The organism is Streptosporangium saharense (assembly GCF_014203715.1).
In the GTDB taxonomy this organism is placed as follows: Bacteria; Actinomycetota; Actinomycetes; order Streptosporangiales; family Streptosporangiaceae; genus Streptosporangium; species Streptosporangium saharense.
In genome coordinates this window covers 75,549-99,786 of sequence record NZ_JACHJP010000006.1, presented here as the reverse complement: position 1 = coordinate 99,786, position 24,238 = coordinate 75,549, and the positions used below count along the sequence as shown (strand labels likewise).

At 70.9% G+C, this 24,238-nt stretch carries 24 protein-coding genes; 4 read left to right on the top strand and 20 right to left on the bottom strand.

All coding sequences use genetic code 11. From position 1 onward, the window contains the following. Position 1: 1 nt before the first annotated feature. The 16 genes from tenA to rimP all read right to left on the bottom strand — a co-directional run bounded on the left by tenA (position 2) and on the right by rimP (position 16,917). Positions 2 to 667 carry a thiaminase II gene (gene tenA, locus FHS44_RS26060; RefSeq protein WP_184719194.1) on the bottom strand — a complete coding sequence of 222 codons (666 nt, stop codon included), beginning with the start codon at positions 665 to 667 and terminating at the stop codon, positions 2 to 4. Further along, positions 664 to 1,149, bottom strand: coding sequence for a GNAT family N-acetyltransferase (locus tag FHS44_RS26055; RefSeq protein ID WP_184719192.1), 486 nt, complete (start codon positions 1,147 to 1,149; stop codon positions 664 to 666). The genes tenA and FHS44_RS26055 overlap by 4 nt, the downstream gene beginning before the upstream one ends. Before the next feature lie 4 nt (positions 1,150 to 1,153). Further along, positions 1,154 to 1,891, bottom strand: a complete 738-nt coding sequence (gene dapB, locus FHS44_RS26050; protein WP_184719189.1) for a 4-hydroxy-tetrahydrodipicolinate reductase — start codon at positions 1,889 to 1,891, stop codon at positions 1,154 to 1,156. Between the two features lie 67 nt (positions 1,892 to 1,958). After that, on the bottom strand, positions 1,959 to 3,269 hold the full coding sequence (locus FHS44_RS26045; protein ID WP_184719188.1) for a M16 family metallopeptidase: 1,311 nt from the start codon (positions 3,267 to 3,269) through the stop codon (positions 1,959 to 1,961). Continuing rightward, a complete protein-coding gene (locus tag FHS44_RS26040; RefSeq protein ID WP_184719186.1) occupies positions 3,266 to 5,584 on the bottom strand; it encodes a polyribonucleotide nucleotidyltransferase in 2,319 nt (772 codons plus the stop codon). The genes FHS44_RS26045 and FHS44_RS26040 overlap by 4 nt, the downstream gene beginning before the upstream one ends. A gap of 319 nt (positions 5,585 to 5,903) precedes the next feature. Continuing rightward, positions 5,904 to 6,173, bottom strand: coding sequence for a 30S ribosomal protein S15 (gene rpsO, locus FHS44_RS26035; protein WP_184719184.1), 270 nt, complete (start codon positions 6,171 to 6,173; stop codon positions 5,904 to 5,906). A gap of 172 nt (positions 6,174 to 6,345) precedes the next feature. Further along, on the bottom strand, positions 6,346 to 7,308 hold the full coding sequence (locus FHS44_RS26030; protein ID WP_184719175.1) for a bifunctional riboflavin kinase/FAD synthetase: 963 nt from the start codon (positions 7,306 to 7,308) through the stop codon (positions 6,346 to 6,348). A 134-nt stretch (positions 7,309 to 7,442) separates the two neighbouring features. Then, complete coding sequence (locus FHS44_RS26025) at positions 7,443 to 8,876, bottom strand: leucyl aminopeptidase (RefSeq protein ID WP_184719173.1); 1,434 nt, start codon at positions 8,874 to 8,876, stop codon at positions 7,443 to 7,445. A 39-nt stretch (positions 8,877 to 8,915) separates the two neighbouring features. Beyond that, positions 8,916 to 9,815 (bottom strand): tRNA pseudouridine(55) synthase TruB, encoded by a 900-nt coding sequence (gene truB, locus FHS44_RS26020; protein WP_184719171.1) that lies wholly within the window; start codon positions 9,813 to 9,815, stop codon positions 8,916 to 8,918. Between the two features lie 61 nt (positions 9,816 to 9,876). After that, positions 9,877 to 10,875, bottom strand: coding sequence for a DHH family phosphoesterase (locus tag FHS44_RS26015; protein ID WP_184719169.1), 999 nt, complete (start codon positions 10,873 to 10,875; stop codon positions 9,877 to 9,879). Next, positions 10,872 to 11,363, bottom strand: a complete 492-nt coding sequence (rbfA, locus tag FHS44_RS26010) for a 30S ribosome-binding factor RbfA (RefSeq protein ID WP_184719167.1) — start codon at positions 11,361 to 11,363, stop codon at positions 10,872 to 10,874. The genes FHS44_RS26015 and rbfA overlap by 4 nt, the downstream gene beginning before the upstream one ends. A 64-nt stretch (positions 11,364 to 11,427) precedes the next feature. Then, complete coding sequence (locus FHS44_RS26005) at positions 11,428 to 11,727, bottom strand: DUF503 domain-containing protein (RefSeq protein ID WP_184719165.1); 300 nt, start codon at positions 11,725 to 11,727, stop codon at positions 11,428 to 11,430. Positions 11,728 to 11,849: 122 nt separating this feature from the next. Continuing rightward, positions 11,850 to 14,969 carry a translation initiation factor IF-2 gene (gene infB, locus FHS44_RS26000; RefSeq protein ID WP_184719163.1) on the bottom strand — a complete coding sequence of 1,040 codons (3,120 nt, stop codon included), beginning with the start codon at positions 14,967 to 14,969 and terminating at the stop codon, positions 11,850 to 11,852. Positions 14,970 to 15,111: 142 nt separating this feature from the next. Further along, on the bottom strand, positions 15,112 to 15,414 hold the full coding sequence (locus tag FHS44_RS25995) for a YlxR family protein (RefSeq protein WP_184719161.1): 303 nt from the start codon (positions 15,412 to 15,414) through the stop codon (positions 15,112 to 15,114). Continuing rightward, positions 15,398 to 16,405, bottom strand: coding sequence for a transcription termination factor NusA (nusA, locus tag FHS44_RS25990; RefSeq protein WP_184719159.1), 1,008 nt, complete (start codon positions 16,403 to 16,405; stop codon positions 15,398 to 15,400). Before nusA ends, FHS44_RS25995 begins: the two co-directional genes overlap by 17 nt. 11 nt (positions 16,406 to 16,416) lie before the next feature. Continuing rightward, positions 16,417 to 16,917: a ribosome maturation factor RimP gene (rimP, locus tag FHS44_RS25985; protein ID WP_184719157.1), complete on the bottom strand. Its 501-nt coding sequence runs from the start codon at positions 16,915 to 16,917 to the stop codon at positions 16,417 to 16,419. A gap of 190 nt (positions 16,918 to 17,107) precedes the next feature. Here rimP and FHS44_RS25980 point away from each other — a divergent pair, with 190 nt between their 5' ends. The 3 genes from FHS44_RS25980 (at position 17,108) to FHS44_RS25970 (ending at position 18,345) form a co-directional block, all read left to right on the top strand. Further along, positions 17,108 to 17,602, top strand: a complete 495-nt coding sequence (locus FHS44_RS25980; protein ID WP_184719155.1) for a hypothetical protein — start codon at positions 17,108 to 17,110, stop codon at positions 17,600 to 17,602. Continuing rightward, positions 17,599 to 18,087, top strand: coding sequence for a ferritin-like domain-containing protein (locus FHS44_RS25975; protein WP_184719152.1), 489 nt, complete (start codon positions 17,599 to 17,601; stop codon positions 18,085 to 18,087). The genes FHS44_RS25980 and FHS44_RS25975 overlap by 4 nt, the downstream gene beginning before the upstream one ends. Before the next feature lie 66 nt (positions 18,088 to 18,153). Then, complete coding sequence (locus FHS44_RS25970; RefSeq protein ID WP_184719150.1) at positions 18,154 to 18,345, top strand: DUF4236 domain-containing protein; 192 nt, start codon at positions 18,154 to 18,156, stop codon at positions 18,343 to 18,345. Between the two features lie 115 nt (positions 18,346 to 18,460). Here FHS44_RS25970 and FHS44_RS25965 read toward each other — a convergent pair whose 3' ends face one another. After that, positions 18,461 to 20,203, bottom strand: a complete 1,743-nt coding sequence (locus FHS44_RS25965) for a proline--tRNA ligase (RefSeq protein ID WP_184719148.1) — start codon at positions 20,201 to 20,203, stop codon at positions 18,461 to 18,463. Positions 20,204 to 20,488: 285 nt separating this feature from the next. Continuing rightward, entirely contained in the window at positions 20,489 to 21,154 is a 666-nt protein-coding gene (locus FHS44_RS25960) for a hypothetical protein (RefSeq protein ID WP_184719145.1), read from the bottom strand. Positions 21,155 to 21,343: 189 nt separating this feature from the next. Between FHS44_RS25960 and FHS44_RS25955 the strand changes: the two genes are divergently transcribed. After that, entirely contained in the window at positions 21,344 to 22,657 is a 1,314-nt protein-coding gene (locus FHS44_RS25955) for an FAD-dependent oxidoreductase (RefSeq protein ID WP_184719143.1), read from the top strand. Positions 22,658 to 22,673: 16 nt separating this feature from the next. On the opposite strand, the gene FHS44_RS25950 is transcribed toward FHS44_RS25955, so the two are convergent. Both FHS44_RS25950 and FHS44_RS25945 read right to left on the bottom strand, forming a co-directional pair. Continuing rightward, positions 22,674 to 23,348 (bottom strand): copper homeostasis protein CutC, encoded by a 675-nt coding sequence (locus FHS44_RS25950; protein WP_184719140.1) that lies wholly within the window; start codon positions 23,346 to 23,348, stop codon positions 22,674 to 22,676. A 43-nt stretch (positions 23,349 to 23,391) separates the two neighbouring features. Next, positions 23,392 to 24,045, bottom strand: coding sequence for a GNAT family N-acetyltransferase (locus FHS44_RS25945; protein WP_246436064.1), 654 nt, complete (start codon positions 24,043 to 24,045; stop codon positions 23,392 to 23,394). Positions 24,046 to 24,238: the final 193 nt, after the last annotated feature.

The following is a 24,238-nucleotide window of genomic DNA, read 5'->3' as shown; positions in this document are numbered from 1 at the left end:
CTCAGATCGGCCACGACTCCCGGCGCCACGCGGCGTCCCAGAACAGCCACTCGTAGCGCGCGGTGGTCAGCGCGTGCTCGCACAGCCGTGCCCTGTCGGCCTCGGGCAGCGTCGCGGCGACCTCGTCGAGCAGGTCGAGCACCCCGGCGACGGTCTCCTGGTAGTGCTCGCCGCCGTAGGTCTCGATCCACCAGGCGTACAGCGGGTCGGGTGAGGACTGCTCAAGCAGCGCCTCACCGACCCTGGCGTAGATCCAGTAACACGGCACGATCGCGCCGAGCGCCTCGGGGAAGGTGCCGAGATGGCACACGCGCAGCAGGTAGGAGGCGTAGCCGACGGTCGTCGGGGCCGCCCCGATCCGGCGCGCGTCGTCCTGGTCGAGCCCGAAGGCCGCCAGCAGCTCGACGTGCAGGCTGTGCTCGACCTCGACCGTGCGCGCGCAGTCGGCGGCGAAGCGCTGCACCGCGGCCGGACTGGTCGCCCTGACCCCGCAGGCCGCCAGCGCCCGCGCGTAGTCGGGCAGGAAGTGGGTCTCCTGCACCACGAAGTGCCGGAAGACCTCGCGCGGGAGCGTCCCGTCGGTCAGCCCGGTGAGGAAGGGATGAACCAGGATCCGGCCGTAGACCCCGTCCACCACCCGCCACAGCTCATCACGAAACCGGCTCACAGTAGCCTGCGCATCGCGACTCTGGGGGCCAGCTCGATGCCCAGCTCCCGCTCATGGGCGACCAGCGCGGCCAGCTCCGGCCCCCACTCCTCTTCCCCGAGTACGGCGAAGCCGCGCCTGGCGTACCACGGCGCGTTCCACGGCACGTCCCTGAAGGTCGTCAGCGTCACCGCGGACGCCCCCTCGGCGAGCGCGTGCGCGCAGACGGCCTCAAGGAGGCTCCCGCCGACGCCCCGGCGCCCATGGTCGGGATGGACCGCCAGCTGGTCCAGATGGACCTGGCCGTCCACCCACCCGACCATCGCGAACCCGAAGGGCGGGTCCCCTGCGACGAGCACCCGGGAGGGGTCCTCGACCTCCTCGACCATCGTGGTCCCCGGCGGGAAGACGATCCCCACCTGGGCGAACACCCCGTCGGCCGCGATCTCGACCTCCGCGAGGCCGGGCAGCTCCCCGGCGCTCGCCCGTCGGACGTCCGTCATCGGCCTACAGGTCCAGCAGGTGTTCGAGGCCGACGGTGAGGCCCGGCGTCTCGGCGATCCTGCGCACGCCGAGCAGCACGCCCGGGGTGAAGGAGGCGCGGTTCATGGTGTCGTGGCGGATGGTGAGGATCTCGCCGTCACCGCCGAGGATCACCTCCTGGTGGGCGATCAGCCCCGCCAGCCGTACCGCGTGGACGTGCACGCCGTCCACGTCGGCGCCGCGCGCGCCGTCCAGCTCCGCGCTCGTCGCGTCGGGCATCGGTCCCAGCCCTGCCTTGCGGCGCGCCTCGGCGATCAGCTCGGCCGTACGGCGGGCCGTGCCCGAGGGCGCGTCGGCCTTGTTCGGGTGGTGCAGCTCGACGATCTCGGCAGAGTCGAAGTAGCGGGCGGCCTGCTGCGCGAAGCGCATCATCAGGACGGCCGCGATGCCGAAGTTGGGGGCGATCAGCACGTTGACGCCGGGATTGGCCTCAATCAGGCCGCGCACCCGGGTCAGCCGCTCGGTGTCGAACCCGGTGGTGCCGACCACGGCGTGGATGCCGTGGGAGAGGCACCAGGCGAGGTTGTCCATCACGACGGCCGGGTGGGTGAAGTCGACCACCACCTGGGCGCCCTCAAGCTCCTCGATCGGGTCGTCCTTGTCGACGGCCGCGACCAGCTCCAGGTCGTCCGCCGCCTCGACGGCCTTGCACACTTCGATGCCCACGCGCCCTCTGGCGCCGAGAACTCCTACCCTGATCACCGGCTCAGCCTATCTCCACCCGGGTGACCGGCCGTCGCGCAGGGCGGCCGGTCACCCGGACGGAAGCTCAGAGCAGGAGCGCGGAGAAGTCCCGGTCGGCGTAGGGTCCGACGACCGCCAGGGTCATCGGGCGCCGCAGGATCTCCTGGGCCACGGCCTGGATGTCGTCGAGGGTGACGGCCTCGATCCGGCCGAGCACCTCGTCGACGGGCATCAGCCGGTCGTGCACCAGCTCGCTCTTGCCCAGCCTGGACATCCGGGACCCGGTGTCCTCAAGGCCGAGCACGAGACCGCCGCGCATCTGCCCCTTGCCGAGGACGAGCTCCTCCTCGGTGACGCCGTGCGCGGCGAGCTGCGCCACCTCGGCCTGCGCCACCTTGAGCACCTCGTCGATCTTGGGAGGCAGGCAGCCGACGTAGACGCCGAACTGGCCGGTGTCGGCGTAGGCGGAGGTGTAGCTGTAGGCGGAGTAGGCCAGGCCGCGCTTCTCCCTGATCTCCTGGAACAGCCGCGACGACATGCCGCCACCGAGGACGGCGTTGAGCACGCCGAGGGTGAAGCGGCGGTCGTCGTTGCGGGAGAAGGCCGCGGTGCCCAGCACGAGGTTCGCCTGCTCCGTGGCCCGGTCGAGGACCGTGACACCGGAGCGGTAGGCAATCTCCTCGCCGCCGACCCGGGGCGGGGCGTGCCGTTCCTCGCCGCCGAGTGCGCCCGCCCGCTCGTAGGCGGCCGCGACCAGCTCGACGACGCGTTCGTGGGTGACGTTGCCCGCGACCGCGACGACCGTGTGCGAGGGCAGGTAGTAACGGTGGTAGTACTCCGCGATCCGGTCACGTGACAGCGCCTTGATCGACTCGACGGTTCCGAGGATCGGGCGGCCGACGGGCGTGTCGCCGTACAGGGCCGTGGAGAACTGCTCGTGCACCACATCCGAGGGGTCGTCGTCGTGCATGGCGATCTCCTCAAGGATCACGCCGCGCTCGGCCTCGACGTCCTCGGGGGCGATGAGCGAGGAGGTGATCACGTCGGAGAGGACGTCCACCGCCAGCGGCAGGTCCTCGTCGAGAACCCGCGCGTAGTAGCAGGTGTACTCCTTGGCGGTGAAGGCGTTGATCTCACCGCCGATGCCCTCGATCGCCGCGGAGATCTCCAGGGCGTCCCGCGTGGGGGTCCCCTTGAACAGCAGGTGCTCAAGGAAGTGGGAGGCCCCCGTGTGCTCGGGAGCCTCGTCCCTCGATCCGATGCCGACCCACATGCCGACCGCGACGGAACGCACGGTCGGCATGGACTCGGTCACCACCCGGAGCCCACCGGGGAGGACGGTGCGCCGTACGACCCCGGCACCGTCTTTGCCGGGGTGCAGAGTGGTGGTCGTCACGAGTTGCGGTCTTCCCCTCCACGGCTCGCACCGCTGCTGCGCGTGCGGGTACGGCGACGCGGAGCGGAGTCGTCGCGGGACCTGTCGTCGGCGGGCGCCGGGGACTCGTCCCCGTTGGCCTCCGCGTCCGGCTTGTCCGCGGCCTCCTTCTCGATGACCTCGACCGGCACCAGGGAGAGCTTGCCGCGCGAGTCGATCTCGGCGATCTCCACCTGGATCTTCTCGCCGACGTTCATGACGTCCTCGACGTTCTCGATGCGCTTGCCGCCGTGCAGCTTGCGGATCTGGGAGACGTGCAGGAGGCCGTCCTTGCCCGGCATGAGGGAGATGAAGGCACCGAAGGCGGCGATCTTGACGACCGTGCCCAGGTAGCGCTCGCCGACCTCCGGCATGTGCGGGTTGGCGATGGCGTTGATCGCCGACCTGGCCGCCTCGGCGGACGGGCCGTCGGTGGCGCCGATGTAGATGGTGCCGTCGTCCTCGATCGTGATCTCGGCGCCGGTGTCGTCCTGGATCTGATTGATCATCTTGCCCTTCGGGCCGATGACCTCGCCGATCTTGTCGACCGGGACCTTGATCGTGATGATGCGCGGAGCCGTGGCGTTCATCTCCGCCGGGGAGTCGATCGCCTCCTGCATCACGTCGATGATGGCCAGACGGGCGCCCTTGGCCTGCTTCAGCGCGGCGGCCAGGACCGAGGCGGGGATGCCGTCGAGCTTGGTGTCGAGCTGCAGGGCGGTGATGAGGTCCTTGGTGCCGGCGACCTTGAAGTCCATGTCGCCCATGGCGTCCTCGGCACCGAGGATGTCGGTCAGCGTGACGTACTGCTCGCCCTCGTTGATCAGGCCCATCGCGATGCCCGCGACGATGCCCTTGAGCGGGACACCGGCGTCGAGCAGCGACATGGTCGAGGCGCAGACAGAGCCCATGGAGGTCGAGCCGTTGGAGCCGAGCGCCTCGGAGACCTGACGGATCGCGTAGGGGAACTCCTCGCGGGTCGGCAGGACCGGCAGCAGCGCCCGCTCGGCGAGCGCGCCGTGGCCGATCTCGCGGCGCTTGGGCGAACCCACGCGGCCCGTCTCACCCGTGGAGTAGGGCGGGAAGTTGTAGTTGTGCATGTAGCGCTTGGTGCGCTCCGGGTTGAGCGTGTCGATCATCTGCTCCATGCGGAGCATGTTGAGGGTGGTGATGCCCAGGATCTGGGTCTCACCGCGCTCGAACAGGGCCGAACCGTGCACCCGGGGAACGACGTGGACCTCGGCGCTGAGCTGCCGGATGTCCTTGACGCCACGGCCGTCGATGCGGACGCCCTCGGAGATGACCCGCTCACGCATGAGCTTCTTGGTCAGCGCCCGGAACGCCGGGCCGATCTCCTTCTCGCGACCCTCGAAGTCGGGGGCGACCTTCTCCAGGACCAGCGCCTTGACCCGGTCGAGCTCGGTCTCGCGCTCCTGCTTGCCCGCGATGGTCAGCGCGGCGGCCAGCTCGCTCTTGACCGCGTTGGCGACGGCCTCAAGGACGTCGTCCTGGTAGTCGAGGAAGACGGGGTACTCGCTGACCTCCTTGGCCGCGACCTTGGCGATCTTGGCCTGGGCGTCGCAGAGCACCTTGATGAACGGCTTGGAGGCCTCAAGGCCCTGCGCCACGGTCTCCTCGGTCGGCGCGACGGCGCCCTCCGCGACGAGCTTGATCGTGTCACGGGTGGACTCGGCCTCGACCATCATGATGGCGACGTCGCCGTCGTCGAGGACCCGGCCCGCGACGACCATGTCGAAGGTGGCGTTCTCCAGCTCGGAGTGGGTGGGGAAGGCCACCCACTGGCCCTCGATCAGGGCGACCCGCACGCCGCCGATCGGCCCGGAGAAGGGCAGCCCGGCGAGCTGGGTGGACAGGGACGCGGCGTTGATCGCGACCACGTCGTAGAGGTGGTTGGGGTCGAGCGCCATGACGGTGGCGACGACCTGGACCTCGTTGCGCAGGCCCTTGACGAACGACGGACGCAGCGGCCTGTCGATCAGACGGCAGGTGAGGATGGCGTCCTCCGAGGGACGGCCCTCACGCCGGAAGAACGAGCCGGGGATACGGCCCGCGGCGTACATCCGCTCCTCGACGTCGACCGTGAGCGGGAAGAAGTCGAGGTTCTCCTTGGGCGACTTGGACGCCGTGGTCGCGGACAGGACCATCGTCTCCTCGTCGAGGTAGACGACGGCGGAACCGGCCGCCTGGCGCGCGAGCCTGCCGGTCTCGAACCGGATCGTACGCGTGCCGAAAGAGCCGTTGTCGATTACGGCTTCACTGCTGTGGACACCCTCCACGGGGACCTCCTTTGATCGGTCGCCCGCGTCCCCCAGGCACACGTCTCGCGCCTGGGTCGTCTTTTCCTGCCGGCTCCCCGTAGGTGCAGCGCCGGTCTTCGATTGAAGCGCCCGGTTCCGTACGGCTGATGCCATGATGACCGGGGGCCACTACCGAGGACCGGCCCTCCGACGCCGTGGGGCGCGCTTGCTGTGCGGACGCGGGGCACTGTCTCGGCTATTCAGTTTTGCTCACGTGGGGGGCGTCTACCCGGCGCGACGCGCCGACACCCCCCATATGAGATGAGGGAGCGGCGCGTGCGCCGCTCCCCCGGTGAACCTATCGGCGCAGGCCGAGCCGCTCGATGAGCGAGCGGTAGCGCTCGATGTCCTTGTTCTGCAGGTACTTCAGCAGCCGGCGGCGGCGGCCGACGAGCAGCAGCAGGCCGCGACGGCTGTGGTGGTCGTGCTTGTGCAGCTTCAGGTGCTCGGTGAGCTCGCTGATGCGCTTGCTCAGCAGCGCGATCTGCACCTCGGGGGAGCCGGTGTCGGCCTCACCCGTGGCGTACTCCCCGATGATCTGCTTCTTGGCGGCGGTGTCGAGCGACACTTTTCTCCTCGGACTCTGCGGGCACGCGGGTGAACAGGTGCCCGAACGACCGTGCGTGCCTACAGTCGCCGTGGCGGGCCAGCGCCGGGGTGACACACCACCGGTTACAGAGCTGACACGCCAGATTACCACCGGCCCGGAGGGACACGCACATCCACACGCGCGCCACACCCTACGGCGCCTCGCGGGTGATGCGGCGGGCCTCGTCCACGTCGGCGTGCATCTGCTCGATGAGCGCCTCGATCGAGTCGAACCTGAGGTTGGCGCGCAGCCGCCGCCCGAAGTCCACGGCCACGTGGGCGCCGTACAGGTCGAGGTCATCACGGTCGAGCGCGTAGGCCTCGACCGTGCGCGGCACGCCCTCGAAGGTGGGGTTGGTGCCGACGGAGATCGCGGCCGGCCAGCGCTCCCCACCGTAGACGGCGGGCAGGTTGCCGTTGGAGACCCCCTGCAGCCAGCCCGCGTAGACGCCGTCTGCGGGGATCGCGGTGTGCTCGGGCGACTCGACGTTCGCCGTGGGGAAGCCGAGCTGCCTGCCGCGCTGGTAGCCGCGCACGACCACGCCCTCGACGCGGTGCGGACGGCCGAGCGCCAGGGCGACGGCCTCCATGTCACCGGCGGCGAGCCGCTCCCGGATGAGGGTCGAGGAGATCGCGTCCCCGTTGCTCACCAGCGGGACCGCCTCGGCCACGAAGTCGTACTTCTCCCCGAGGGTCTGCAGCGTCTCGACGTCGCCCGAGGCCTTGTGGCCGAAGCGGAAGTTCTCCCCGACCACGACGCCCGCCGCGTGCAGCCGGTCGACCAGCACGGTCTGCACGAACTCGTCGGGGCTCATGTGGGAGAAGTCGAGGGTGAACGGCAGCACGCAGACCGCGTCCACACCGAGACCGGCGAGCAGCTCGGTGCGGTGCCTGGCCGTCGTCAGCCTCGGGGGGTGCGTGCCGGGACGCACGACCTCCTCGGGGTGCGGGTCGAAGGTCACCACCACCGAGGGAAGCCCCAGCCTTCCCGCCAGCGCCACGGCGCGGGCGACCATCTGCTGGTGCCCCCGGTGGACCCCGTCGAAGACGCCGATCGTGACGACGGACCTGCCCCAGTCTTCGGGCACGTCGTCCAATCCGTGCCAGGCTCGCACCGCGACCTCTTCCCGTTGTAGCGGATCGACCCCTAAAGCCTGCCATGCCTGCCCGGGTTCGCTCCAATCGGGGAGCCCCGTGCGCGCCCCCGCCTGTCTTCCCGTACGGCGAGGCACGCCGTACACGGACACGTTCAGTAGCTGGTTCGTGACTCCAGATAGCCGACGAGGGTGCGGACCATGACCCCCGTCGCCCCCGCGGGGCCGAGATCGGTCGCGCTGCCCCGGTAGGCCGTCGCGGCCACGTCCAGGTGGGCCCACGGCAGGCCCGCGGTGAACGGCCGCAGGAACAGCGCGGCGACCGTCGCGTCGGCGTAGGGGCCGCCCTCGTTCCTGGCGTCCGCCACCTCCGACCTGAGCCGCTCGCCGTACGGTTCCCACAGCGGCAGCTCCCACATCGGCTCCCCCGCCCGCGCGCCCGCGTCGAGCAGCTCACCGACCAGCCGCCGGTCGCCGCCGATCACCCCGGTGACGTCCTCACCGAGCGCGTACATCACCGCGTACGTCAGCGTGGCCACGTCGATCAGCACATCCGGGGAGCTCTCGGCCAGGTAGGCGAGCGCGTCGGCCAGCACGAGACGGCCCTCGCAGTCGGGGTCGGTCACCTCTGTCGTGCGCCCGTCGCGGTGGGTCAGCACGTCACCGGGGCGGGTCGCCGCGCCACCGACCATGTTCTCCGCCGCGGGGACCACCGCGGTCACCCCGGTCGGCAGGCCCAGCATGGCCGCCGCCCTGGCGACCGCGAGCACGGTGGCCCCGCCCGCCATGTCGGACTTCATGGTGGACATCGCCCTGAGGTTCTTGATGGCCAGGCCGCCCGAGTCGAAGGTGATGCCCTTGCCCGCCAGCCCGACGACGCCGCTGTGGCCGTCACCGGGGTAGCTCACCTCGATCAGGCACGGCGGGTTCGCGCTGCCCGCGCCGACGCCGAGAACGCCGCCGAACCCGCCCTCCGCGAGGTCCTCCGCGTCCAGCACCCGCGCGGTGAGGCCGTGGGTCTCGGCCATCGCCCGCGCCCGTTCCGCCAGGTCCGCCGGCACCAGGTCACCGGCCGGGGTGTTGACCAGGTCCCTGGCGAAGACCACCGCGTCGGCGACGATTCCCGCCCGGGTGACTCCCTCCCGCTCGTCCTCGGCGGCCAGGACGACCAGTTCCCGCAGGGCGCTCCTGGGCGGCGCGCTGCGGTAGCCGTCGAAGCGGTAGCCGCCGAGCCGTACGCCCTCGACGACCGCGTGGGCGTGCGGGAAGGCGACGGCGACCGTGGGGAAATCAGCCAGTCTGGGCACCACCCGGCCGATGGCGCGCCGTACGGTGTGCTCGTCGCCGCCCGCGCCGACACCGACGAGCAGGACCGCCCCCGCCGCGAAGAGATCACCGGGGCCGCGCGGCAGCAGCAGTTCCTCACCGTCCCCGCCGGTGAACCTGGCCCGCTCCACGGCGTCACCGAGCCCGAGGCCGGGATCGTGCCCCTCGCGGACGGGAAGGACGAGCAGGTCGACGGCGATCTCGGCGGCGGGCTCGGACGAGAGGGCCACCCCGAAGGGGCTCCCCTGACTGGTTTGGTCCATGACCCATGAATCACCGCCACGACCCGCCGTGACACCTGGTCAGGGCACGAATACCGCCAGCGATCTGGTCAGTCTGCCCTTCTCCTCGACCAGGGCGAGCAGCGTGCCGTCCGGCCCGAAGACCCCGATCGGCCCGTCCCCCAGCCCCGCCGAAGGCAGCCGTCCACCGTGGGCGACGAGACCGGCCTCCTGCTCGGTCACGTCACGGCGCGGGAAGGCCGCCGCGACCGCCTCCGCCATCGGCAGGATGACGCACTCGGTGGCGAGCTGGTCGATCGTGCGGGCCATCGACAGGTCGTACGGCCCGACCCGGGTACGCCGCAGGGCGGTCAGGTGGCCGCCGACGCCGAGCGCGGCCCCCAGGTCACGGGCGAGCGCCCGGATGTAGGTGCCGCTTGAGCAGGTCACCGAGACGTCCACGTCGAGCAGGTCCCCCTCGCGCCGGACATCGAGGATCTCGAAGGCGGAGACCGTCACCGGCCGCGCCTTCAGCTCGACCTCCTCACCGGCCCTCGCCAGCTTGTAGGCCCGCTCACCGTTCACCTTGATGGCGCTGACCTGCGGCGGGACCTGCGTGATCCGCCCGGTGAGGGCCTCGACGCCCTTGGCGACCTCCTCGACGGTGACCCCGGCCGCCGGGGCAGAGACGACGATCTCCCCCTCGGCGTCGTCGGTGTTGGTCGTCTGACCGAGCCTGATCGTGCCGTCGTAGCCCTTCTCGGTCAGCGCCAGGTGCCCGAGCAGCCTGGTCGCCTTCTCCACGCCGACCACCAGCACCCCGGTGGCCATCGGGTCGAGGGTGCCCGCGTGCCCGACCTTCCTGGTGCCCGCGATGCCGCGCATCTTGCCGACCACGTCGTGCGAGGTCCACCCGGCGGGCTTGTCCACGACGATCAGTCCGCTCGGCGGCGGGGTGCGCTTGACGCGAGCCGTGCTCATGGAAGTCCTCATCATGCGAAGGGCTGTGGAAAGGGGACCGTACCGGCGGCGCGGCCCGGAACTACAGGAGGGCGCGCAGGCTGTCCATGGTCCGCTCGACGGACAGGTGGGAGGTGAACCCGGCCGCCCGCGCGTGCCCGCCGCCGCCGAGCGCGGCGCAGACCCGGGCGACGTCCACGGCCCCCTTGGAACGGGTCGAGACCTGCCAGGCTCCGTCGTCGTCCTCCTTGAGGATCACGGCGACGTCCGCCTCGTCGGTGCGCCTGACCACGTCGATGATCCCCTCGACCTCGTCGTACGGCAGGCCCTGGGCGGCCCGGTCCTCCCGGGTGACGAACGTCCAGACCAGTCCCGGCCCCGTCGAGGGTTCGAGCACCGCCCGGTCGAGCGCGGTACCGAGCACCCGGAGATAGCCGAACGGCGAGCGGTCCCACACCTCCCTGGCGATCTGCTCGGGGTTCAGGCCGGTGGCCAGCAACCTGGCGGCCATGACGTGCGCCTCCGGCGTGGTCGAGGAGTACCTGAACGAGCCGGTGTCGGTGACCAGCCCGGCGTACAGGCAGGTCGCGACCTCCTCGCCGATCGGCAGGCCGAGCCGTACGAGAAGCTCCTCGGCGAGCACCGCGGTCGCCGCCGCCGCCGGATCGACCAGGTTGAGCGTGCCGAACCCGGTGTTGGAGGCGTGATGGTCGATCACGACCAGTTCCCTGGTCTTGCCCGCGTTGACGGCCAGCGTGCCGAGCCGGTCGGCGATGGGGACGTCGAACGTCATCATCAGCTCCGGCGCCGTGGGATAGGCCCCCGGCTCGACCAGCAGGTCCTGGCCGGGCAGGAAGCGCAGCAGCCGGGGAACCCGGAACCTGCGCTCCCCGAAGGAGGCCGTGACCCGCTTGCCCTCCGCGCGCAGCGCCATGCCGACGGCGAGCATCGAGCCGAGCGCGTCCGCGTCGGGCGAGATATGGCAGGCCAGCGCCACCTCGCCCGCGGCCGAGACGAGCTCGACGGCCCGGTCCCAGTCACGCTCCGGCACCGGACCGCTCTCACGCGGGTCGGAGGTCACGTCGCGGAGCGTCCCGCCTGCTCGGCCGGCTCGTCCTCGTCCTCCTCGGAAAGCTCGGAAAGGTCGCTCTCCTCGGCGGGCTTACGGTACGGGTCCGCCTCCCCAGCGGGCAGCGCGGTCTCGGCCCGCCTGGCGATCTCGGCGTCCCTGGCCCTGGCCTCGGCGAACAGCCCGTCCAGGTGGCGGGCGCTGTCGGGGAGCGGGTCATGGGTGAACGTCAGCGTCGGCGTGTGCCGCAGACCGGTCTGACGCCCGACCTCGGAGCGGATGAGCCCCTTGGCGCTCTCCAGGGCCGCGGCCGAGTCGGCCCGCTCCGCCTCCGAGCCGAACACGGTGTAGAACACCGTGGCCTCGCTCAGGTCGTTGGTGATCCGCGTGTCGGTGACGGTCACGAAGCCCAGCCTCGGGTCCTTGATCCGACGCTCCAGCATCTCCGCGACGACCTGCTGGATCCGGTCGGCGATCTTACGTGCTCGTGCGGCGTCCATATTCGCTCCCCCCTTCTCACAGTAACGACCGGGCACGAACGCTTCGCGACCGGTCGTACCGTGGCTAGTCCTCGTCCTCGTTGTAGAGCCGTTGTCTCGCCGACAACAGCTCGATCTCCGGGTGGAAGGCGATCAGTCGCTCGCAGTCGTCCAGCACCGCGCCGCAGTTGGCCGCGGTCGCGGAGACGACGGCGATCCCGATCTCGGTACGGCGGTGCAGATCCAGATGGCCGGTCTCCGCGACGGCCACACCCGGGAACCGTCGCTGCACCTCGGCGATGATGGGACGCACCACGGAGCGCTTCTGCTTCAGCGAATGAACGTCGCCGAGCAGGATGTCCAGTGTCAGGGCACCTACATACATGGTCAGTCACCCACCGCGGGCCGCCACGTGCCGCCCGGCCGGGCACCGCCACCGGCTCCGGGAGCCGCCCACGGTGTGGACGGCTCCCTCGGCCGGAACGGTGCCCGTTCCGGAACGGTACGTCAGACGCGCGGCTTCTCCCGCATCTCGAACGTCTCGATGACGTCGTCGAGCTTGATGTCGTTGTATCCGACGCCGATACCGCACTCGTAGCCCTCGCGGACCTCGGTCGCGTCGTCCTTGAACCGGCGCAGCGAGCTGACCGTGAGGTTGTCGGAAATGACGACACCGCCACGGATGAGCCGTGCCTTGCTGTTGCGGACGATCGTGCCCGAACGGACCAGCGCACCGGCGATGTTGCCGATCTTCGGCACCTTGAAGACCTCGCGGACTTCGGCGGTGCCCATCTGGACCTCTTCGAACTCCGGCTTGAGCATGCCCTTCAGGGCCGCCTCGATCTCCTCGATCGCCTGGTAGATGACCGAGTAGTAGCGGATGTCGACGCCCTCGCGCTCGGCCAGGTCGCGTGCCCGGACCTCCGGGCGCACGTTGAAGCCGATGATGACGGCGTTGTCGTCCGCGACCGCCAGGTTGACGTCGTACTCGGTGATCGCACCGACGGCGCGGTGGAGCACCCGCAGGCGCACCTCCTCGCCGACGTCGATCTTGAGCAGCGCGTCCTCAAGGGCCTCGACCGAACCGGAGACGTCACCCTTGATGATGAGCTTGAGCTCGTCGACCTGGCCCTTCTCCATCTCGCTGAACAGCTCTTCGAGCGTACGGCGGCGGCCGGACCTGGCCATGTCCGCGATGCGCTTGCGAGCCGCCCGCTGCTGGGCGATCTGCCTGGCCATCCGGTCGTCGGTGACGACGATGAAGTTGTCACCGGCTCCCGGCACCGCGGTCAGACCGAGCACCTGGACCGGACGCGACGGGTCGGCCTCGTCGAGCAGCTTGCCGTTGTCGGCGACCATCGCCCGGACGCGGCCGAAGGCCTCGCCACAGACGATCGAGTCACCGACGCGCAGCGTGCCGCGCTGGACCAGCACGGTCGCGACCGGGCCTCGGCCCTTGTCGAGGTGCGCCTCGATGGCGACACCCTGGGCGTCCATCGTCGGGTTGGCCCGGAGGTCAAGCTCGGCGTCCGCGGTGAGCAGGATGGCCTCAAGGAGCTCCTCGATGCCGGTCCCGTTCTTGGCGGAGATGTTGACGAACATCGTGGTGCCGCCGTACTCCTCGGCGACCAGGCCGTACTCGGTGAGCTGGGCCCTGACCTTGTTGGGGTCGGCGCCCTCCTTGTCCACCTTGTTGACCGCGACCACGATCGGCACGTCGGCCGCCTGGGCGTGGTTCAGCGCCTCGATCGTCTGCGGCTTCACACCGTCGTCGGCCGCGACCACCAGGACGGCGATGTCGGTCACCTTGGCACCACGGGCACGCATGGCGGTGAACGCCTCGTGACCCGGGGTGTCGATGAAGGTGATCCTCCGGTCCTCGCCCTCGTGCTCGGTGGAGATCTGGTAGGCACCGATGTGCTGGGTGATGCCACCGGCCTCGCGCGCGACCTCGTTGGTGTGCCGGATCGCGTCGAGCAGCTTGGTCTTACCGTGGTCGACGTGACCCATGACGGTCACCACCGGCGGACGCGCGACCAGGTCGCCCTCGTCGCCCTCGTCCTCGCCGAACTCGATGTCGAAGGACTCGAGAAGCTCGCGGTCCTCCTCCTCCGGGCTGACGACGAGCAGGTTGTAGTCCAGCTCCGCGGCCAGCAGCTGCAGCGTCTCCTCGTTGACCGACTGCGTGGCGGTCACCATCTCGCCGAGGTGCAGCATGATCTGCACCAGGGACGCGGGGTTCGCGCCGATCTTGTCGGCGAAGTCCGCCAGGGAGGCGCCACGCGAGAGACGGATCGTCTGACCGCCACCGCGGGGAGCCTGCACGCCACCGATCGCCGGGGCCTGCATGTTGTCGAACTCCTGGCGCCTCTGGCGCTTGGACTTGCGACCACGGGTCGGGCGTCCACCGGGACGACCGAAGGCGCCCGCCGTACCGCCACCACGGCCGCGGCCACCGCCGCCACCGGGACGACCGGCGAAACCGCCGCCACCGCCACCGGGACCACCGGTTCCGGTGCCGGGACGACCCGCGCCACCGCCACCACCGCCCGGACGACCGGCGAAGCCGCCGCCACCGGGACGGCCACCGCCGCCACCCGGACGACCGCCACCGCCACCGGGACGGCCACCGCCAGGAGCACCGGGACGACCGCCACCGCCACCGGCGGGAGCCGGACGGCCCTGGGGCATCATCATCGGGCTGGGACGGGGACCACCGGGACGCGGACCACCGGCGCCGGCGCCGCCACCGGGACGGGGACCGCCCGCGGAAGGCCCGGGACGGGGACCGCCGGGACCGGCCTGACCCGCGCGCGGACCCGCGGGACGAGGCCCGCCGTCACGCTGACCCTGCTGCTCGCGGGGCCCACGGTCCTCACGCGGACCGGGACGCGGGCCCCTGTCGGGACCGCCCTCACGGCCGGGACGCGGCGGACGGGCCTGGCCCATGCCGCTCGCGTTCGAGGAGAACGGGTTGTTGCCGGGGCGCGGCCCCGGACGCGGGCCGGGACGCGGACCCGGCTTGGCGCCACCCGCACCGGGGGCACCCTGACCGGGACGCGAGCCCTGACCGCCACCGGGACCGCCCGTGGAACGACCCTCGGGACGACCGTCAGGACGGGCGGCGGGAGCCGGACGCGGGCCCGGGCGCGGACCCGGCTTGGGGCCGGGAGCAGCCGGACGGGGCGCCTCGAACCTCGGCGGCTGGACCGGCGAGGGCGGCTGCTGCTGGGGCTGCGCCTGCTGAGGCTGTTCCTGCTGAGGCTGGGAAACCGGCGGGGCCTGCGGCGCGGGGGCCGCAGGACGTGCCGCGGGACCCGGCCTGGGGCCCGGCTTGGGAACCGGTCCCGGCTTCGGGATGGACGACGGCGCCGAAGCGCCGCTTCCGGCCTGGCCTCCCGCCGGCCGGGGTGCCGCCTGCGGCGGCCTGGGCGACCTGTTGCCGCCCCTGTCGGACGAGCCCTTCGCGGGACCGCCCAAAGCTTCCGTGAGCCTGCGGACTACCGGTGCTTCGATAGTCGAGGACGCCGAACGCACGAACTCGCCCATCTCTTGGAGCTTGGCCATGACGACCTTGCTCTCCACACCGAACTCCTTGGCGAGCTCGTATACCCGGACCTTCGCCACTGCACTCCCTTACTCGGCCCGGGAGGCTGTGCCGCCGGACCGTCGTTACGTAGACGTACTCATCGCCGCATGCTCATCAGGCGCTCATAGCTATCTGACCAGCCCATCAACTCGGCGTCCTACATGACAGTTGGCAACCATTTCACCCGTTCCTTTCGGAGTGGAGCTCTTCCAGGTGTTCTCGCACTCGCGAGACGTCAAGCGGTACCGCGACACGAAACGCGCGCGGAAACGCTCGGCGACGCTCGGCGAGATCCAGACAGCTCAGGGAGGGATGCAGTGAAGCACCACGCCCCGGGAGCCGTCGTCGCAGGTCAGGGACGATGACGCCCTCGACCACCACCAGGCGGAGCAGCTCGGAGGAAACCGTGCGAACCCGACAGCCCACACAGGTTCTCAGTGGGGCCGCCCGGTCACCATATTCCAGCTTACCGTGTAGACGCATCTGCGGAACCGGCCGCATCCCCCGCTTGCGTATCGGGACGGATGTCGATGCGCCATCCGGTGAGACGATTGGCCAGCCGGGCGTTCTGCCCCTCCTTGCCGATGGCGAGGGAGAGCTGGTAATCGGGAACGATCACACGGGCCGCGCGGCCCTCGGGGTCGATCACCTCGACGTGGGAGACACGGGCGGGTGAGAGGGCGTTGCCCACGAACTCCGCCGGGTCCTCCGACCAGTCGATGATGTCGATCTTCTCGCCGTGCAGCTCGGCCATGACGTTGCGCACGCGCGAGCCCATCGGGCCGATGCAGGCGCCCTTGGCGTTGACGCCGGGCCGCCGCGAGCGAACCGCGATCTTGGTGCGGTGGCCCGCCTCACGGGCGATCGCCGCGATCTCGACCGTGCCGTCGGCGATCTCCGGAACCTCCAGGGCGAAGAGCTTCTTCACCAGCCCGGGGTGGGTCCGCGACAGCGTCACCGACGGCCCCTTGTGGCCCTTCTTCACCTGGACCACGTAGCAGCGGATGCGCTCGCCGTGGACGTACTCCTCGCCGGGCACCTGCTCGTTGTGCGGCAGCACCGCCTCGATCTTGCCGAGGTCGACCAGGACGACCCTGGGGTCCTTGCCCTGCTGGATGACGCCCGCGACGAGCTCGCCCTCACGGCTGGCGAACTCACCGAAGTTGATCTCGTCCTCGGCGTCCCTCAACTGCTGGAGGATGACCTGCTTGGCGGTGGTCGCGGCGATGCGGCTGAAGTTGCCCGGGGTGTCGTCGAACTCCCTGAGCACCTCCCCGCTCTCCTCGTCGAGCTCCGCGGCGAAGATGGTCACGTGCCCGGACTGCCGGTCGAGCTCGGCGCGGGCCTTGGCCGCGGCTCCTTCGCTCCGGAAGTAAGCGATCAGCAGTGCGTCCTCGATCGCCTTGACGACCAGGTCGAAGGAGATGTCCTTCTCCCGCTCCAGGCTGCGCAGGACGCTCATGTCGATGTCCACGAGGCTCCCCCTTAGCCTTCGTCGCCGTCTTCGCCGTCGTCTTCGGCGTCATCAAACCGGCGGAATTCCACCTGCACCCGTCCTCGGGTCAGGTCCTGATAGTCGATGCGGCGTGACACGCCGTCAACGTCGAGCTCCACGCCGGTCTCGTCCGTGGTGACGATCCGGCCCTCAACCAGCGTGCCGTCCCTCAGGTCGGCCTTCACCAGCCTGCGCACCGCGCGGCGCCAGTGGCGCGGCTCGGTGAGCGGCCGGTCGACCCCGGGAGAGGAGACCTCAAGCACGTACGGCGTCGCGCCCATGGCGTCACCGTCGTCGAGCGCCGTGGAGACGGCGAGGCTGACCTCGGCGACGTCGTCCAGGCTCACGCCGCCGTCACGGTCGACGATGACACGCAGCAGACGCCGCTTGCCCGCCGGTGTGACCGTGACGTCCTCCAGGTCGAGCCCGTGGGCACAGGCGACGGGTTCCAGCAGCTTCATCAGGCGGTCGCGGGATGTGGCGCTGCCCATGCCGACCTCCCATTGTCACGATCTATAGCGGGCGGACCTCGCCCGTGCGGTTCACCAGCCTATCCACACCGGGGCGTGGAAAGAGCGCCACTCGGTGTGGCGACGCCGTCCGAGAAGCGCGGTGATTGCTGTTCCAAGCCCGTACGATGCTAGATGCGTCAGCAGCCACATCCATAACCGGAGGTCGTCCGTGCGTTCCGTCTCCCGGCGCTCCCTGCTTCGGGGCGGCGCTCTCGGAGTGGCCGCCGCGACCGTGGCGGGATGCGCCGCCGGCAGACCGGAGCCCTCGCACCCGCCCGCCGCGGAGCCACCGGATCCGGAGATCATGCTGATCAGGCAGCTCATCGCGGGCAAGGAGCGGACGATCGCGCTCTACTCCTCCGCCGGTTCCGGCAAGCTGCTTCCCTTCAGGCAACGGCACGAGGCCCACCTCGCCGAGCTTCGCCGCCGCCTGCCCAGGGAGACCGTGCCCGCCTCGCCGTCGCCGTCCTCGTCACCGTCGGGGACCCCGACGACGACGCCCAGGGAGCCGGTCTCCGTCAGGAGCCTGCGCGATCTGGAGCGCGAGTCGGCGGCCCTGCGGCCACGCCAGCTCGACGGGGTCTCCCCCGCGCTGGCCCAGCTGATCGCCTCCATCGGCGCCTGCGAGGCGGCGCACGCCCTGGCCCTTTCGAGGCCCCTGTGAGAGCCACCGCGAGGGCCGCTGCGAGAGGCGCTGCGAGAGGTCAGGACCTCACGACGGCCCTGGCCGCCGAGCACGCGGCCGTCTACGCCTACGGAGTCATCGGCGCCAGGACCACCGGTTCCCTGCGCGTCACCGCGACCGCCGCCTTCAACGCGCACCGCGCCCGCAGGGACCAGTTGCGCGCCCTGATCACCGCGGGCGGCGGCGTCCCGGTCGAGCCCGACGCCGCCTACCGGCTCCCCGTCACCCCCTCGACGCCCGCCCAGGCCGTCGAGCTGGCCACGCTGGTCGAGCGGGGTGTCACGGCGGCCTACCTGGAGCTCACCGCCTCCTCCGACGCGTCGGTGCGGCGGATGGCCGCGCTGGCCATGCAGGAGTGCGTCACCCGCTCCTACGGCCTGCGCCCGGAGATCGAGGCCTTCCCCGGCATGCCCACGCCCGCCCCGGCCCCCTCGTCCTCGGGTTCCCCAGCCCCGCCGTCGTAGAAGCCCACGTTTGCCGCCGTCCCACCGGGTAGCCGGACATCACCGGCGATCCAGAGGGAGGAAACAATGGGCTGGGGATACAGGAAGTCACTGAGGTTCGGCCCGTTCCGGCTGAACCTGTCGCGCGGCGGAGTCGGCCACAGCTGGGGCAACCGCGCCTTCCGGGTCACCAGGACCGCCGACGGCAGGCGCACCCTGACCGTCAACCTCCCCGGGGGCTTCCACTGGCGCAAGACCCTCGGCAGCCGCTCCCGCTGACCCAGGGTCCCGTACGGCGCGGCAGCGTTCTGTGGCGTGCTTCGACATCTTGTGGGACGACGAGAAGGCGGGTCACCGTGGGGTGACCCGCCTCGTTTCGTGAGAGATGCCCCTGTCAGGCGCCGCAGGCCGCCAGGACGCGCTCGACGGCCTCGCCGATCGGGATCTCCTCCTTGGCGCCGCTGACGCGGTCACGCAGCTCGGCGACCCCCTGGGAGAGGCCGCGGCCGACGATCAGGATCGTCGGCATGCCGAGCAGTTCGGCGTCCTTGAACTTGACGCCGGGAGAGACGGAGGGGCGGTCGTCGAGCAGCACGCGCACGCCACGGGCGTCGAGCTCCTCGGCGATCCTGGTGGCGACCTCGATCTGGTCCTCCTTGCCGGTGCCCACGATGTGGACGTCGGCGGGGGCGACCTCGCGGGGCCAGACCAGGCCCAGCTCGTCGTGCCGCTGCTCGACGAGCACGGCCACGGCCCGGGAGACGCCGATGCCGTAGGAGCCCATGGTGACGCGGATCGGCTTGCCGTCGGGGCCGAGGGCGTCGAGCTTGGCGGCGTCGGCGTACTTGCGGCCGAGCTGGAAGATGTGGCCGATCTCGATGCCCCGGTCGATGGACAGGCCCGAGCCGCAGACGGGGCAGGAGTCGCCCTCGCGGACCTCGGCGGCCTCGATGGTGCCGTCGGGGACGAAGTCACGCCCGGCGACCACGTCGGCCGCGTGCTTGCCCCGCTCGTTCGCGCCGGTCACCCAGGCGGTGCCCTCGACCACGCGGGGATCGACGAGGTAACGGATCCCGAGGTCCTTGAGCACCTGGGGGCCGATGTAGCCGCGGACCAGGCCGGGGTGCTTGGCGAAGTCCTCGGCCTCGAAGATCGCGGGCTCGCCGGGGGCCAGGGCGGCCTCAAGGCGCTTGAAGTCGACCTCGCGGTCGCCGGGGACGCCGACGACCAGCGTCTCGGCCTTGTCAGAGCCGGGCGTGACGACCTTGACCACGATGTTCTTGAGCGTCCGCGCGGCGGTGATGTCCAGGCCGTGGTGCTCGTTGACGTAGGAGACCAGGGACTCGATGGTCGGGGTGTCCGGGGTGTCGAGCACCCGCTGCGCGGGCCGCTCCCCGGTGACGGCCGCAGGCGCGGGGGTGGTGACGGCCTCGGCGTTGGCGGCGTAGCCGCAGTGGTGACAGGCGACGAAGGTGTCCTCGCCGGTCTCGGCCGGGGCGAGGAACTCCTCGGAGGCCGAGCCGCCCATGGCGCCCGAGGTGGCGAAGCAGATCTTGTAGGTGATGCCCAGCCGGTCGAAGGTCCTGATGTAGGTCTCACGGTGCTGCTCGTAGGAGCGCTTGAGACCGTCGTCGTCCAGGTCGAAGGAGTAGGAGTCCTTCATGACGAACTCCCTGCCGCGCAGGATGCCCGCCCTGGGACGGGCCTCGTCGCGGTACTTCGTCTGGATCTGGTACAGCGTCACCGGATAGTCCTTGTAGGAGGAGTACTCCCCCTTGACCATGTCGGTGAACATCTCCTCGTGCGTGGGGCCGAGCAGGTAGTCGGCGCCCTTGCGGTCCTTGAGCCGGAAGAGCGTGTCGCCGTACTCCGTCCAGCGGCCCGTCGCCTCGTAGTACTCGCGGGGCAGCAGGGCGGGGAAGAGGACCTCCTGACCGCCCATCCGGTCCATCTCCTCACGCACGACGCGCGTGACGTTCTCCAGGACCCTCTTGCCGAGCGGCAGCCAGGAGTAGACGCCGGGTGCGACACGACGAACATAACCGGCGCGGACGAGCAACTTGTGGCTCGGGACCTCCGCGTCTGCCGGGTCGTCCCTCAGGGTTCGAAGAAACAACGACGACATGCGCAGCAGCACGGCTACTCCTAGCTAGCAGGGATTAACAACCTTCAGGCTATAGGTGTCTGTGTTTCCTTTGCGCCGCCTTCGGCGGCGCGGGCTTGGCTGTGCTTGCTTTTGCGGTGCCTTCGGCACCGCAGGACTTGGGCGCCTGAAGTCGGTGACTTCCCTCGTCGTTCCTCCGCTTCGCTCCGTCACTCCTCAGTCCAGCTCACCGACGCGCCCAAGCCGGACACTCCTCACGCACAGCACCGGTAACCCCAAGACCAAGCTCTTCACTTCGGAGGGTGGTGGGGGCCGGATTTACACGCCTACTGCGAAGACGAAGGCTGTGGAGAGGACCGTCAGGGCTACGAGGGCGCAGCGGGCGAGGGGTTTGCCTTGGCGGAGGGTGAGCAGGAGGGCCGCGACGAAGGCGGCTACGAGGAGGGTGTCCCAGGGCCAGAAGCCCCTGACGTACTCGGGGCCGCCGCGCAGGGTCTTGTCGAGGCCGTCGATCGCGACGATTCCGGCGAGGACGCCGCAGGCCAGGTCGCCCCAGATGTCGCGGCGTTTGCTGAGGTAGGCGAGGACGCCGAAGGTCGCGAGGACGGCGACGGTGAGGTTCATCGTGGAGCCGTTGCTGCCGAGGGCCACCCCCGGCCCCCTGGAGGTGAGGTTGAGCAGGTTCGCGCCCGACTCGAAGATCGTGGCGGCCAGCAGCGAGATGAGGGGGCCGAAGGTCGCCAGCGCGCTGGTCAGGGCGGCCCAGCCGAACCCGGCGGCGGTGCGGCCCACGATCACCACGAACAGGATGTACGCGTACGGCTCGTAGATCGAGTGGATCAGCGGTGGCCCGTAGGAGAGCAGCGCTCCGCCCGCGCCGAGGAGCATGCCGACCAGGAGGGACAGCACCATGTGCAGAAGGATGGCCCGCTCCTGCCGGTCGTCGGCAAGATAGTCATATTCCAGCGTATGGTTTGGTTCCACCAAGGTCAGTGATCCCCCGATCGCATTGCCCCCATAACCATGCAAAGCATATCTGACCTGCAAGAATGACCCAAATAACCCAAGAAACCGTCAAGGGACGGGGATCCCGGACCGGCCGCGTCACCCTGGCCGCCCGGCGCCGTGGTGGGACAGAATCACCCCAGGAGCGGTCACCGCTTGGGAGGGGACATGGCACCGGAGAACACGCCGTTGAAGGTCGCGGTCGTCGGTTCTGGACCGGCCGGCCTCTACACGGCGGAGGCCCTGACGAAACAGGCCCAGGGAGCCGTCGAGGTGGACGTGCTGGAGCGGCTGCCGACGCCGTACGGGCTGGTGCGCTACGGCGTCGCGCCGGACCACACCTCGATCAGGTCGATCGCCGACTACCTGCGGCGGGTCCTCGAACTGCCGAACGTCCGCTTCCTCGGCGGCATCGAGCTTGGCCGGGACCTCAGGGTCGCCGACCTGCTGGCCTGCTACGACGCCGTGGTCTACTGCACCGGCGCGCCGGTCGACCGGCGGATGGGCATTCCCGGCGAGGACCTGCCGGGGAGCATGGCGGCCACGGACTTCGTGAACTGGTACTGCGGCCATCCCGAGGCGCCCGCGGACCGGTTCACCCTCGACAGCCCCGAGGTCGCGGTGGTCGGGGTCGGCAACGTCGCGGTGGACGTGGTGCGTGTCCTGGCCAAGCGGGCGGAGGAGCTGCGCGCGACGGACGTGCCCGAGGAGGTGCTCGCCCGCCTGGCGGCCAGCCGGGTGCGGGTCATCCACATGATCGGCCGCAGGGGGCCCGAGCACGCCAAGTTCACCCTGAAGGAGCTTCGGGAGCTGGGCGAGCTGGCGAACGTGGACGTGCACGTTCGGCCAGAGGAGTCGGCCGCCGACCTGTCCCAGGCCTCACGCCAGGTCAGGGGGAACGTCGAGGTGCTGCGCGACTGGGCCACCCGCGTCCCCCTGGGCCGTCCGCGGCGCCTTGAGGTCCGGTTCTGGATGCGGCCCGTGGAGATCGTCGGCCGCGACCGGGTCGAGGGGCTCAGGCTCGAACGGACCCGCCAGACCGAGGAGGGGGTCGTCGGGACGGGCGAGTTCGAGACCCTTCCCGTCGGGATGGTCCTGCGCTCTGTCGGCTACCGCAGCCTCCCGCTGCCCGACGTGCCCTTCTCCGAGCGGACCGCGACCGTGCCGAACGAGGCGGGCAGGATCCGTGACCGCGAGTACGTCGCGGGCTGGCTCAAGCGCGGCCCGACCGGGGTGATCGGCACCAACAAGTCCGACGCCGCGGAGACGGTCCGCACGCTCCTGGCCGACCTCGCGGGCCGTACGCCCGTGCCGCGCGGCGACCTGGACGCCCTGCTCGCCTCGCGGGGCGTCTCGCCCGTCACCTACGAGCACTGGCTGGCCATCGAGGCCGCCGAAGCCGACCTGGCCAGGAGCCTGGGCCGTGGCGAGCGCGTCAAGCTCCTCGGCCTGCCCGCCATGCTCGACGCCTACCGCGGATAAAGCGGATAAACAGCAGTCAGTCGATCAGGGCGCGCCACTCGCGGACCCTGCGGGCCTCGACCGGGTGGTCCCACGAGGCCCGTACGGCGCCGCCGACGTGGAAGGCGCGCACGCCGTACTCCAGCAGCGGCGGGACGTGCACGGGCTTGAGGCCGCCACCGGCCATGATCAGCGGCCCGTCGCCCGCCTCGCAGCGGGTCCTGAGCACCCGCAGGCCGTCCCCGACGCCGTTGGGCGAGCCCGAGGTGAGCACGGTCGCGAGGTTGGGCAGCAGCCGTACGGCCCGCCACCCCGCCTGGACGTCGGCCGCGTGGTCGACGGCCCGGTGGAAGGTCCAGGGCAGCGGGGCGACGGCGTGGATGAGCGCCTCGGTCGCGGCGAGGTCCACCACCCCCGCCTGGTCGAGGAAGCCGAAGACGAACCCGGCCGCGCCCGCCTCGGCGAGGGCCTTGGCGTCACGCCGCAGGCTCTCCAGAGACTCGGGCCCGGCCAGGAACGAGGCCTCGCCGCGCAGCATCACCATCTGCGGCAGCGCGCACTCCTTGGAGATGGCCGCGACCGTCTCCACAGCCGGGGTGAGCCCGTCGGAGGCGATGTCGGCGACGACCTCGATACGGTCGGCGCCGCCCTCCTCGGCCGCGACGGCGTCGCGGACGTCGAGCGCGATCACCTCAAGCAAGGAACCGGTCATGGGGTGAGGCTATCGGATGACTTTGTCCTGGGATCGCCGTGGTTCAGACATGTTCGGCGACGGGGGTCCCGTGGCTGCTCAGCGGGGCCGCCTGACGCCCGGCCCTGCCCGTGCCGAAACCGCGCCGGTCGGTGAACGGCAGCGCCGTACCGAGACCGCCTCGCATGCCGCCCGCACGCTGGAACAGCGCGCCCGAGGCGCGGTGCGGGAGGTCGACGGTGCGCAGGTGGGTGAAGCGCTGGCCCCGGTAGTAGCCCTGGAGCCTCAGGTTGTCCTTGGAGCAGTCGAGCCTGAGCCAGCGCCTGCCGGTGGCGACCACCCGCAGTCCCGCCCAGTCGAGCAGCGCCTGTCCCAGGCCGAGACCCGAGCAGGAGCGGGCGACCGACAGCTTGTGGACGTAGAGCGCGGCGCCGGGCAGGTCGCCCGGCCGCCAGAAATCGGGGTCGGCGTTGCCGTCGAGGGCGATGGTGGCCACCACGCCCCGCTCGCCCTCCACCAGGTACATGTCGCCCGTCTCGATCAGCGGGGCTATGCGCTCGGCGGGGAAGCCACCCGCGGGCCACTGCCGTACGCCTCTGCCGTTCAGCCAGTCGGCGGTCTCCGCCAGGAGGGCGAGGACGTCGGCGAGGTCGGCGGCGGTCGCGGCGCGCAGCGCGAGCGGACGCGCGGTGACGGTACTGACGGTGTTGGAGTGCATGGTTGATCCCTTCGTTGCGCAGGGTGCGTGAAAAGACACGGAGAGTAACCATGCGATGACGCACGGTGCCCGTGTCCGCCCAGGCGAATGCCTAGGGGTCCAGGGATGGCGGGGACTGGGGCCCACGCCCTGCCGCCTTGGGCGGGCGGCCCGGCAGGCGCCCGCGGCGCGGGCGTGCGGCGAGCCGGCCCGG